This is a genomic window from Alteromonas sp. 4NH20-0104, from assembly GCF_057547795.1.
This window is the reverse complement of record NZ_BAAJLP010000015.1, coordinates 120,285-132,216: the sequence shown is the minus strand read 5'-3', so window position 1 is coordinate 132,216 and position 11,932 is coordinate 120,285. Positions and strand designations below refer to the sequence as shown.

General features: G+C 50.3%; 9 protein-coding genes. 6 read left to right on the top strand and 3 right to left on the bottom strand.

Annotated features, from left to right (window positions below):
• Positions 1-209: 209 nt before the first annotated feature.
• Positions 210-485: a hypothetical protein gene (locus AC27IB_RS12540; RefSeq protein ID WP_296049256.1), complete on the bottom strand. Its 276-nt coding sequence runs from the start codon at positions 483-485 to the stop codon at positions 210-212.
• 151 nt (positions 486-636) lie between these two features.
• Between AC27IB_RS12540 and AC27IB_RS12535 the strand changes: the two genes are divergently transcribed.
• Genes AC27IB_RS12535 through can form a run of 3 tightly spaced genes read left to right on the top strand, consistent with a single transcriptional unit; the run spans position 637 to position 2,373 of the window.
• Positions 637-1,140 (top strand): RNA polymerase sigma factor, encoded by a 504-nt coding sequence (locus AC27IB_RS12535; protein ID WP_296049257.1) that lies wholly within the window; start codon positions 637-639, stop codon positions 1,138-1,140.
• The gene (locus AC27IB_RS12530) at positions 1,133-1,726 is read left to right on the top strand and encodes a hypothetical protein (RefSeq protein ID WP_296049259.1); all 594 of its coding nucleotides are present in this window, start codon (positions 1,133-1,135) and stop codon (positions 1,724-1,726) included. The genes AC27IB_RS12535 and AC27IB_RS12530 overlap by 8 nt, the downstream gene beginning before the upstream one ends.
• 59 nt (positions 1,727-1,785) lie before the next feature.
• A complete protein-coding gene (gene can / locus AC27IB_RS12525; RefSeq protein WP_296049260.1) occupies positions 1,786-2,373 on the top strand; it encodes a carbonate dehydratase in 588 nt (195 codons plus the stop codon).
• A 17-nt stretch (positions 2,374-2,390) separates the two neighbouring features.
• Here the strand turns inward: can and AC27IB_RS12520 are convergent, their stop codons facing one another.
• The gene (locus tag AC27IB_RS12520) at positions 2,391-6,056 is read right to left on the bottom strand and encodes a translocation/assembly module TamB domain-containing protein (RefSeq protein ID WP_487121255.1); all 3,666 of its coding nucleotides are present in this window, start codon (positions 6,054-6,056) and stop codon (positions 2,391-2,393) included.
• Positions 6,053-7,804 (bottom strand): autotransporter assembly complex protein TamA, encoded by a 1,752-nt coding sequence (locus AC27IB_RS12515; protein WP_487121253.1) that lies wholly within the window; start codon positions 7,802-7,804, stop codon positions 6,053-6,055. The genes AC27IB_RS12520 and AC27IB_RS12515 overlap by 4 nt, the downstream gene beginning before the upstream one ends.
• Positions 7,805-8,001: 197 nt before the next feature.
• On the opposite strand from AC27IB_RS12515, the gene AC27IB_RS12510 reads away from it, so the two are divergent.
• From AC27IB_RS12510 to AC27IB_RS12500, 3 genes are all read left to right on the top strand, one after another.
• A complete protein-coding gene (locus tag AC27IB_RS12510) occupies positions 8,002-9,933 on the top strand; it encodes an alpha/beta hydrolase family protein (RefSeq protein ID WP_487121251.1) in 1,932 nt (643 codons plus the stop codon).
• A gap of 167 nt (positions 9,934-10,100) precedes the next feature.
• On the top strand, positions 10,101-11,033 hold the full coding sequence (ppk2, locus tag AC27IB_RS12505) for a polyphosphate kinase 2 (protein WP_296049266.1): 933 nt from the start codon (positions 10,101-10,103) through the stop codon (positions 11,031-11,033).
• Positions 11,034-11,407: 374 nt separating this feature from the next.
• The gene (locus AC27IB_RS12500; protein WP_296049268.1) at positions 11,408-11,710 is read left to right on the top strand and encodes a hypothetical protein; all 303 of its coding nucleotides are present in this window, start codon (positions 11,408-11,410) and stop codon (positions 11,708-11,710) included.
• The last annotated feature ends 222 nt before the right edge of the window (positions 11,711-11,932 follow it).

Here is an 11,932-nt window from a genome sequence, read left to right as displayed (position 1 = left end):
AAAGGTGAGTGATATGTAGGAATCTCTACCACACCGTCATCCCGGAAGCTGCTACAGCAGCTATCCGGGATCTCCTGAGCAGTGTTGCTCACTCCATAAGATTGTATCAGGCAATCAGGCCGTTAAGGAGATCCCGGCTCGGAGGCCGGGATGACGTTATAAATCGGCCGGGATGACATTATAAAATAAGCCGGGATAACGGTTCTTTTCTACCGACACAACTTATTCAATTCCTGATTGAGTTCATAAGCCGGTTCGGTGACGATTTTCTCCAGCACGGCAATGCGTTCTTTTAATGCTGCAATTTCCGCATCTTTTTGAGCAGGAGTCCGGCTGTTTTGCGCCTCGGTTTTTTTAAACGGGTTAACCGGTTTACCGTAAAACCAGGCACTTAACTGCCAATTATATTTGGCGTCCAGATAATGGCAAACTAAGCCCATTCCAAGCATTGCACTTACCAATAAAATAATCTCTGTATGTGTCATTGTGATTTCCTCTTTAAGTACTAACCAAACTGCTGTGTTACCGTTATAGTCATTGCCCGTTAAAAAAAATTACAAGCCCTGTAATTTTTTTTGCGTCAGGCAGACTAGAGGAAGTAAGCAAGCCAAATTCACCTTACAAACCGGGACATTCGTGCAAAAGGATTTTAAGCAAATACTCAGTGAACATCAGGCGCTCCTGAGTCGCGTGGCATCGAGCTACGAGGCCAATGAATCGGTGCGTCAGGAGTTATTGCAGGAAATTGCTCTGGCGGTATGGCAGGGGTTAGAGCGCTTTAATGGTGATGCCAGCCTGAAAACCTACATACTTAAAATTGCGCACAACCGGGCGGTGACCCATGTGAGCAAAGAGGTGAAAAACCGCGAAGTGAGCCAGCCAGACGACGATGATATTGTTGGCACCGCCGGGGCGATGGATGAAGAGCCGGAATATGTAGCGGCACGAAGCCGGCAGGTCACCACGTTACTGGAAGCTATTCGAGCCTTGCCCCTGACAATGCGTCAGGTGATGACGCTCACATTGGAAGGGCTTAGCTATCAGGAAATTGCCGAGGTGTGCGGATTGACTAAAAATCACGTTGGCGTATTACTTCAGCGGGCAAAAAACACGTTGCAGCAGAGGATGAATAATGACTAATCAAACACCGGAACAGGATTTAACTGCACTCTGGCAGCAGCAACCGGTGAGTGAAATCGACCTGGCCGATGTGACCTTGCGCCTGAAAGCCCAGCAACGGTTGCAGCGCTGGTATATTGCTTCAGATTTTACCGGCTTTTTAATTGGTCTCGGCATGCTCATTTATAGCTGGGAAAAGTTACCTTTATATATGGCCCTGGTGTTGTGCGGCGTTATGGTAGGTGGTGGCGTGTTTACCGGCTTTGTTATCTGGCTGCGTCGTCATGCCGTGCTCGCCTCGTTTGAAGATACCAGTCATTACCGGGATACGTTAAAAAAGCAATATCTGAGTAATCAGAGAATCGCGCGCATCACGTTGCATTCAGCCTGGAGCAGTGAGTTAATTTTATTACTCGTATGGGGCATTGCCGCCGTGGTTGGCGATCTCACGTGGAAATCGTTTGTGGATAAAGGCGGTGTGGCCACTTTTATCGTTATCAGCCTGCTGATGGCCGGGTTCGGTTACTGGGCCTATAAACGGGAGCAGAAATTTAAGCGCGAATACGAGCAACTGGTCAGTCAGGAGCAAAATGACTTGTTCCCCTAGCTTTGCAGGCCTACACTGCCCGCTCTTTTCATTGCCCTCTATAACAGGCGCTCTGCTCAATGGATGATATTAAAAAGTTACTCGATAACAACGCGCACTGGGCCGCCCGGACATACAAAGCTGACCCTACATTTTTTGACACCCTGTCCAAGCAGCAGACGCCGGATTATTTATGGATAGGCTGCTCGGATAGCCGCGTACCGGCCAATCAGATTGTGGACTTACTGCCCGGCGATATTTTTGTGCATCGTAATGTGGCCAATATGGTGATCCACACCGATTTTAACTGCCTGTCGGTGTTGCAGTACGCGGTAGACGTGCTCAAGGTTAAGCACATTATTGTTTGCGGCCACTATGGCTGTGGTGGCGTGGAAGCGGCCATGAGCGAGCAACAGTTTGGCCTGATTGATAACTGGCTCGGGCACATTAAGGATATCTACCAACAGCACTATAACGACGTTCAGGCGTTGCCTGAGAACCAGCGTTCTGCACGCCTGTGTGAGTTAAATGTGCTGGCTCAAACCGACAACGTTAAACGTACAACCATTGTAAAAGATGCGCTGGCACGTAAGCAGGCTCTCACCATTCATAGCTGGATTTACAGCCTTAACAATGGCCGCATTACCGATCTGGGCGCGGCAGATTAAGGGCACAACAGCAACGCCTACTCCTGAGCGTTGCCCTCGCTGGAGTTATCCGGCTTGTTATCCCCCAGGGTAAACTGATAATACAAATCGACAGTGGTATACAGGCTGCGCACAATCTCCAGGTAAAGGTTAGACAGGATCTGATAGCGAAGCGCTACTTCCTGGCCGCCGCTGTCTTCATCGGAAAACATGCCTACCCCGTAGCGTACGGTGAGGTTTGACGCAATTTTGCCTGAAATGGCCACTTTGGTATCGCTGCCCTGGCCGGTGGTGCTGAGGGATAAATCTTCAATCCCCAATGCATTACCCACATTACTGGTAAGTGACTCAGAGCTGGATAAACCAAATCCAATCAGCATGGCGGCATAGGAGTTTTCGTCCATCTGGCCGCCGCCGAGACCGCCGCTGCCATTCAGCAGGTAAGCCAGGTTTCTGGCCTGATCCATCCCCGGCTCCGAGAACAACGAAACGCTGGGTTGATTGGCCGGGCCTTCTACCCGAACACCCGCGATCACATCATCTTCGGTCAGGTCTGGATCGCGAATGGCTTCAACCAGCAGAATGGGCTGGTCTAACGGGCCGTTAAACTGCACTTCACCGGTACGGATAATCAAATTCTGCCCATAAGCGGCATAGCGGCCATTGAGAATGCGTAAATCACCGTAGCCAGCAAGTGCAGGCTGGGTTTGTACATTTACACCGCCACTTAAGGTGGCCTTTAAACCAAAGGCATCAAGGCGCACCTCTTCACGCTCTGCCTCATCAAATGTGACCATGATGTCGGCATTTATATTGTCCACCAGTGCTTCACTGGGTGGCTCCCCGCGCAGGTGCACATCACGTGAAGGAGACACCGCGCTGGGCGGCAGTTCGTTAATTTTTACCCGGGCATAGGGAATATCAATGTCACCGGTTATCTCTACGCTCTGGGGACTCAGGCTGACCGAAAGGTCTGGCGAGACTTTCACCCGGCTGTCATCGTAATTAACTGTAAAGGCATCGCCTTTCACGGCGACATCCACCAATAAGCTGTCCTGCCAGTCTACCGAGCCGTTTAAGGTGCCCGGGCCATCACCCAGTAAAAATTCCCCTTCAAAGTCGGCACTGGCACCATTGAGGTTGATGGTTTGTTGCCAATGACTCACTGCTACCGGCAGGTCTTCACTGTTTATCTCACCCTGCTTAAGGGTTAACTGACCATTCACCTGCGGCAGGCTCAACGGTCCGTCCAGTTTAAGCTCACCGTTAATATTGCCGTTGAGTTCATTCATGCGTGCAATCAGTGGCTTAAATGGCGCGAGCTGCCAGTCGGCAATGGTAATTTGCGCTTCAATAGTGGGTTGTTCGGTAAATGGAAATACCGTGGCGCGGGAGGTTATGGTTCCAATTTGCGGGCTGGTGATATTACCGGTTAAGGCGACTTGCTGTTCGTCAAACTGGCCATTAAAGCTCACTTCATTTAGATCGATGGTTACCGGTTCATTACCGGCGAGTTGCCATTTATCCGGGCTTACCGATACCTGAAGCTGGCCGGCTACTTTTTCATTGGCCGGGTTAAAGTTGCCTTTAGTGTTGATGTTGAGCGTGGCGCTGTTGCGTTCTACCAACAGATCTGGCATCAGCTCGTCAACCCACAGGCCAATTGGCAGTGCGTTAGCCTGCACATCCCAGTTAATCAGTGCCGGCGTATAATCAACAGCATTGATACATAAATTGCCTTTCTCCCTGGCTTCCCAGCAGTGCTGACTCACCGTGAAATGCTGTGGGCTAGCTTCATAACGCAGGGCAACGTCTGACTGTAATTCCCATACAGTATTCAGGACCGCCAGCTGGGTATCGGTTAACTGGCCCTGCCATTGCTGGTTTTGCCACTGACCGACCAGGTTCAGTGTGGTGGTATGTTCAGGCAATTGCAGGTTGGCTTTAACCGCATGCTCGGCTAAAGAACCGGTTACCGATATTTCCCCATTCAGAGGGCCCTGATTAGCGGCCGCCTGACTTAGCCTGGCACTGGCGAGGACATCTGTAAGCAACAGTTTGGAATCAATGACCGGTGCTTCCCAGGGGCCTTTTATGGCTACTGAGCCGGCTAGCTGGCCGGATACCTCGGGGTATAACGCTGCCAGCTTTTGCAAATCGATGGCCACCAGGGCATCCAGATATTGCTGATTAAACACCTGCCCCACCGCCGAGAAGTGATTGTTGGCCAGGTCACCACTGACATTCGCCACCATAATGTCACTGTTGGCAGAGTAAACGGCGTCACCCGTCAGGGTAAATGACTCCCGTAAGTGCTCCCCCTGAAGGCGGATATCTGACACCAGCACATTGGGGCCTTTGTCACTCAGGCTAACCTGTGCTTTTACAACGCCGTTTAAATTGGTGGGGGCAAGTTCTGAAAACCCTTGTAAATCCAAACGTGTCAGGCGAGATATCCCCTCCCAGCTCAGCGAGTCACTGAAATAGAGCACGCCACTGTTGGTCACTTCGCCTTCCAGCAATTCACTATTAAGCGCCGATACCGCTAACGAGCGGTCGCTTAACAGGGCAATCAGACTCACTTTTACCGGTGATACATCAGGAATAGTGGCTCCGCTATCGAGCTGTATAGCGTATTCGCCCATTTGGCCCTGAATCGACAACACGCCGCTATCCAGATCGACATTCGCCAGCGGCGCGAGGGCTTGTGCAGGCCACTGAGTGTGTAAGGAGACAGGCAGGCTGTCACTGAGCAGGTTGGCTTTGCCAGTAATGTTGGCGCTGGCTAGTCCACTGGTGCTGATATTGAGTGCGAGGTCACTCAGATCGCCTTCGGCTGTCAGCTCTGTATGCTGGGCAGACTGTTCGACGGGCAGGTCGGCAACCAGGGCTAAGTTAAGAGGATACTGGCCGCTCAGGCTGACCTCACCGTCAAGGCTTGCATTCACCTGCGCCATGGATACGCTGAGCGCACGCAATGCAATCTGGCTGCCCTGAATCTGTGTTTGTTGTAAGGCTACGTCGAGTGCGGCGACTTCCTGCTCACCCTGTAACACCCGGATGTTGGAGAGCTTAACGTCGCTGGCCCGCAGCGATAGCGGTATATTCACCTCAGGCAAGGCCGGCGCCTGATAACTTAAAATCATCGGTGACTGCGGTTGTGGTTCGCTCTCTGGCAGCGTAATGGTCAGGCCGTTGAGCGTGAGATGTTTAATATCCAGCGTGTCTGTCCACTCGGCGCTGCTGGTTAATTGCTCTGCCTGAAGCGTTATGGCCGCGCTTTGAAAGCGTGTGTCACTGATGCTGAGGTCATCCAGTGCAATGGCCAGTGGCAGGGTAATTTCACCGGTCGGTTCAGCTGGCGGCGCTTCTGCGGTGTCTGCGACTGCCAATTGCTTTATGTGCGGTGAGTCAATCTTTAAGGCGGTAATGCACGCTTTACTGTTAAGCAGGCAGGTCCACTCGTGGGCTAAAGTGACTTTGCTGACGTTCACCTGCCATTGCTCGTTTTGCCAGCTGATGTGCTGTAGTGTCAGTTCGCTTAACGGGCTACCCGATACCGAGTCTACCGAGAGTCCGGGGACGTACTTGTTCGCCGCATAATTGATTAATGGTGCGCCAAGCGGCGACAGTAAGGCGACAACAAGCAGTATCAGGGTTAGCAGCAGTATTAAGAAGCCTTTTGCCAGGCGATTGATACTCATAGCTCAGGCCCCAGCGAAAAGTGGAAGCGCCATTGTGTCTCGAAGTCATTTTTGCCCTGGGCAATATAAAAGCGCACCGGGCCAATCAGCGTTAACCAATGGGCGCCAATACCCAGGCCCCGGGATAAGCCATCAGAGAAGTCATTGGTGGCGGTACCCACATCGGCAAACACGGCCGCCCGCCAGTTATCTGCAACGGGATAAGCATACTCTACGCTGGCTGTTGCCAGGTAGCGGCCACCGGTTAGCACCGGATTACCTTCGTCGTCGAGCACCTGGGGAGATATTTCCTGATAGCGGAAGCCGCGAATACTCTGATCGCCACCGCTAAAGAAACGTAGCGATGAGGGCACCCGGTTAAAATCGTCGGTACGGATAGCGCCGGCGTCGGCTCGCAGATAAATACGGTGTGTATCGTTGATGGTAGTGATCACTTTGGCGTTGGCGGTAATTTTAAACAGCGAAATATCGCTGCCGGCACTTTCATGCCCACCCTGAACCGCCACAATATATTGCTGACCCTGGCCGATAGTGAGTTCCTGATCGGATTTGGTGTAACCAATCGAGTAACCGGGCATCAGCAGATTAATGGTTTGCGGATCGCTTATCCCCTGGGTAAACATCTCCCGCTCAAAGGTTAACGACAAGCTGCGTTGCCAGGGGGATTCGGCTTCTTTCCAGAAACGATGGCCTGAGATAGTCAGGGTTTCACTTTTGGTGTCACTGATCGAGTTGTCTTCAAATTCATAACTGGTTTGAAAACTGGCGTAATCATTGTTTACATCCTCAAGGGGAATACGGTAGTCGAGACTGGCCGCCTGTTCCAGCTTGGAGAAAAACACCTGCCCGGTTACTGAATGCCCTCGGGTATTCACCCAGGGCCGCTCCCAGCGGGCTCGTACCCGGGGGCCTTTGTCGGAGTTGGCGCCGCCACCCACGTTAAAGATATCCCGTGGCAGATGCGTCAGCGTGACTTCAACCGGTACTCGCGCTCCTTCGGCCCGCTTAACAATGGGGCGGGCAATGGCTCTTGCGAAATAACCGGTTTCGTTTAAGCGCCGGTTAAACTCGGTTAATTTAGCTGAGCTGTATTTTTCACCGGCCACAAAATTCTTCAGCCGGCCGATAATCGCTTTCGCCCGATCGTCGCCAACCAGTTCTACTTCGCCAAATTCGTACTGGCGGCCACTTTGTGCAATAAGCAGAATATTCGCTTCGTTTTCTTCCCGCACCAGGTCGAGCCGGGTGGCCTGCCAATAAAAATCAAAGTAGCCATTAGACAGCGCATAGTTAAACATCTCTGACTTAAACTTTTCGTAAGTTGGCTGATGTAATACGTCGCCTTGTTTTAGCGGGAAGGCATTATAGCGTTGCCGAAAAGCCTCATCCGTGCGTCCATCGCCAATAATCTCACGGGTTACATTACTGACTTTAAGCGGAGCGCCGAGGCTGACATCGATAACAAGCTCTTCTTCCTCAAAATAGAGCGCGACTTCACTATTGTAAAAACCGAAGGGTTGCAGGGCAGTTTTTACAGAGCGCATTATGCGATCTTCGGTGGGTTCATCCAGTGCGTTATTAACCAGCTTAACCGATGCCAGATGCAGTTCTATATTGTCTTCTAACTCGCTTCGCTCTATGCCTTTTAACTCATAGTCTAAGGCCCATACAGGCTGGCAGAGTATGAACAACAGGCAGGTTAGCGCCAAACTAGCACGACAAAAGGGTGAAAAAGTACCTACTGACATTAACGGACTGTGTGCTCCTTGCACGGCATACAAACAAAAGGGTCAATTCTTAAAGCAGAATCCACGCCAAAAAGTGTACCTCCTTAAGCGGATTCGCTACAGCGTTTTTAGCTAATTTCCTGTTTGTTGCGACAGGTATCCCCTTTCGTTTATATTAACCACAAAATTGAAAGCTAAAAATAAACAAGGAACGTTGTATGCCCCGCCTGTTCAAGCAGCTCATCCTGTTGTGGCTGTGTTGTGTTGCTTTAGTGCCTGTGGCCCAATCCTCAGAGCCTCAACCTATCGAAGTTTTTAGTCGCCTGCCGCAGTTTTACAGCGTTGCCATGTCGCCAAACGGGGCGCGCTTTGCCATGCAACGTAACTCCTCCAATGAAGATCTTGCCGCGCTGATGACGCTGGATTTGGCCACCGGGAAAGTGTACTACCTGCTCAAGGCAGACAACCAAAAGGTCAAGATTAACTGGTATAAGTGGGCGAATGATGAAGATTTGCTGGTTAGCGCCCGCTACGAGGTTAGTCGCCATGGGCAAAAGTTCTTTCGTACCCGCTTATATCTGATGAAGTACGACGAGCAAGGTTCATCCCCTGAGCAGGTGATCGACTGGCGGCATATTCAGCGTTATCAGAACGATGTGGGGTATGTGCCGCAGTTCCAGGATGATGTTATTGATTACTTGCCTGACGATCCTGATCATATTCTGATGGCCATCGATATCTCACGACCGTTTGAAAAATCGGTTTTTAAAGTGAATATTAAAGACCGCAAAATCAGCCGCCTGATTAAAGGCAAAAAACGCATTCGTGACTGGGTAACCGATAGACAGGGTAATGTGCGAATTGGTATTGCGCTGAATTACGAGACCGGTGATCGCCAGATCTTCCTGCGCGACGAAGACGATAATTACGAAGAGTTGTACGCGTATAACGTCTCTGAAGATAAACCGATATACGTGGCTGGTTTTGCCGCTGATCCTAACATTCTGTACATAAAGAAGTACCTTAATGATTACAGAGCGTTGTACAAGCTGGATCTGACAACGCGTGAAGAAACGCTGGTTTATTCAGACGATGAATACGATGTGGACGGCAGCCTGATTTATTCGCCGGTAACCAATGACGCCATTGGTGTTAACGGACCGCGAGGAACCTTTTATTGGGACGATCGCTACGCCCCTTTGCGTAAAGGGTTAAACAAACTGTTTAAGAATAGCTACAACTCGTTGAAAGCTTTCAGCCGCAACGAAGAGGTTTACCTGCTGTATACCCAGAGCGATACCCAGCCCGGTCGGTATTATATTGGTAACCAGAAAGAAGTAACGATTAACTTTTTATTTGACCAATACCCCGATATCGACACCGAGGCGTTGAGCGAACACGAGCGAATTACCTTTACGGCCCGCGATAAAACCGAAATTGAAGGGTATCTTACGCTGCCGAAAACCGGTGAAGCCCCTTACCCTACCGTGATTTTTCCCCATGGCGGACCGAGTGGCCGTGATGGCGGTGGTTTTAATTACTGGGTTGCCTATTTTACCAGTCGCGGCTATGCCGTGCTGCGCCCTAACTTCCGCGGCTCGTCCGGCTATGGGTTTTCATTTAAAGCATCGCACATGCAAAACTGGGGCATGGCTATGCAGGATGATGTGGTTGATGGCACCCAATGGATGATTGATCAGGGCTACGCCGACAAAAACAAAATGTGTATTGTTGGGGCCAGTTACGGTGGATTTGCGGCCTTGGCAGCCACAGTGAAAAGCCCTGAATTGTATCAGTGCGCGGTCAGTTTTGCGGGCGTTAGTGATTTGGACCGTCTGGTGCGCAGAGCCCGAGGCTTCCTGAACGCCAAATTGGTGAAAAGACAAATCGGTGAAGATGGTGATGATCGCGACCGCCGCTCACCGGTTAACTATGTGGAAAATATCAAAACGCCTATCTTGCTGGTACATGGTGAGGAAGACCGGGTGGTTCACGTTGAGCAGAGTCGCCTGATGGCTGATGAGCTCGATGATGAGGACAAGGAATACCGGTACGTTGAATTGCCTTTGGGTAACCATCACCTGGAAATTCAGTCGAATCGGGTTAAGTTATTCAAAGAAATGGATAAATTTCTCGCTGAGTACCTGTAACAAAACGTCAGCGCAAGCCTGCCCGGGGAGGCCCGGTAAATGCCCCCCGGGCAGGTCGTAATTTAACCGATTGATCCAGATCAGCCGACCATGGATTAGCTTGGTATCGGCCCCCAATACTGCGGCTAAGCGGCGTACAATGAACCTATACAGAAGGAGAATTGAACGTGACCGATAGCCAAAAACTTACCGCTGTACCTACCCCGGAAGAAGCCCATGAACATCCGCATTCACTGTCTGAAATGCGCCACGACGAGCAGTATATTGCAGAGTCATTCCGCTCCGGTGAATATCCCTACAAGCGCAAAGTGACGCGCCAGTTCTATGAACAGCATAAGCATCAGCTGCAGGTGGAGTTACTGAAAGTCCAGAAATGGGTAAAGGAAACCGGAGAACGGGTGGTCATGCTATTTGAGGGGCGTGATGCGGCGGGTAAAGGCGGTACCATCAAGCGCTTTATGGAGCATCTGAACCCTCGTGGAGCCAGAGTGGTAGCACTGGAGAAACCTTCCGAAGAAGAAAAGGGGCAGTGGTATTTTCAGCGTTACATAAAACACCTGCCTACTGCCGGCGAAATTGTCTTGTTTGATCGTTCCTGGTACAACCGGGCCGGCGTTGAACGGGTAATGGGCTTTTGCGAACCCAATGAATACCTGGAGTTTATGCGTCAGACACCTGAACTCGAACGTATGCTGGTGAATAGCGGTATTCGGGTATTTAAATTCTGGTTCTCGGTAACTCAGGAAGAGCAAACCCGCCGGTTCGAGAAGCGCGAAACCGATCCGCTCAAACAATGGAAGTTAAGCCCGATTGATAAACTGGCGCAGCAGAAATGGGATGACTACACCGAAGCTAAAGAAGCGATGTTCTTCTATACCGACACCAACGACGCACCCTGGATGGTGATAAAATCCGATGATAAAAAACGGGCCCGACTTAATTGTATGCAGTATTTTCTGCATTCCATGCCTTATCCAAACAAAGACCGGCGTATTGCCAAGGCGCCGGATCCGTTAATTGTTGGTCGCGCATCTACGGTTATCGACCGTGACAATCACATTCTCGGTAAATCCCTGCATCCCGACCAGCAAAAAGCCTGAACTATAAGCTAACAAGAGCGTGTAAAAGTGTCTGTATGAGAAGACACCTTTACCCTCTACACCACCGCCTTTCTAGCCGATAATAGGCTAACTCACTGTTAAATATTGCTATTTTAAAAGTGGCAAGGTTTTCGCTATTCCATGTTGTTATGCCGCCAAAGCGGTGCCGTATTTTAAACAGGAATGGCTAATGATTATCGTCATCTTATTGGGAATAGCGTTGTTCGCAACGGTTATCAGATTTCAGGGAGTCTCCGCCATGATGAATCGGCTCGGTAAATTCATCTTGGTCTTCGGGGTATATGTGGTATTTTTAAGCAAAGTGATTAAAGCTTTGCTGTTCAGACATCAGTAAAAAGACAGGGGCACACTACATGAAAACAACAAAACACATTCTTACACTGGTATTTATCGGTGCATTTTCACTGTTACTCAGCGCATGCAGTGAAGAAAAAAAAGAGCAGGCGGAAGACTCGCTGAGCAACTTTAAAAATGCTGCCAGCGAAGCCATGGATGATGCTAAAGATGCCGCTTCCGATGCGGCGGATAAAGCCAAAGATATGGCAGAAGATGCGGCTGATAAGGCTGAAGAAATGGCCGACGATGCGGGCAACGCCCTCGAAGATGCGTGTGAAGACGCTAAAGAGAAAATGGATCTGGAAGATAAAGACTGCTAAGCAGACATGTTTATCAACCGATTCCCGGTTCTGGTTTTTCTGACGCCAGATTATCACGGCTATACCGGATAGGTGCTCTGGCGCTGTCCGGTGTGCAGTTCAGGTAAGTCTGCAGCGCTTCCGCTTCTTTTATTAGCCACACTGGCTAATATTTCCACGGCATTTTACCCCCCATTCACCCTTATCAGAGCGCAGTTGTCACAAACTTACGGTATACTACTG

Excerpts from the sequence above, each read along its gene's own strand:
- AC27IB_RS12530 (WP_296049259.1), top strand. The coding sequence starts at position 1,133 with ATGACTAATCAAACACCGGAACAGGATTTAACTGCACTCTGGCAGCAG.
- AC27IB_RS12540 (WP_296049256.1), bottom strand. The coding sequence starts at position 485 with ATGACACATACAGAGATTATTTTATTGGTAAGTGCAATGCTTGGAATG.
- can (WP_296049260.1), top strand. The coding sequence starts at position 1,786 with ATGGATGATATTAAAAAGTTACTCGATAACAACGCGCACTGGGCCGCC.
- AC27IB_RS12500 (WP_296049268.1), top strand. The coding sequence starts at position 11,408 with ATGAAAACAACAAAACACATTCTTACACTGGTATTTATCGGTGCATTT.
- AC27IB_RS12515 (WP_487121253.1), bottom strand. The coding sequence starts at position 7,804 with ATGTCAGTAGGTACTTTTTCACCCTTTTGTCGTGCTAGTTTGGCGCTA.
- AC27IB_RS12520 (WP_487121255.1), bottom strand. The coding sequence starts at position 6,056 with ATGAGTATCAATCGCCTGGCAAAAGGCTTCTTAATACTGCTGCTAACC.
- AC27IB_RS12510 (WP_487121251.1), top strand. The coding sequence starts at position 8,002 with ATGCCCCGCCTGTTCAAGCAGCTCATCCTGTTGTGGCTGTGTTGTGTT.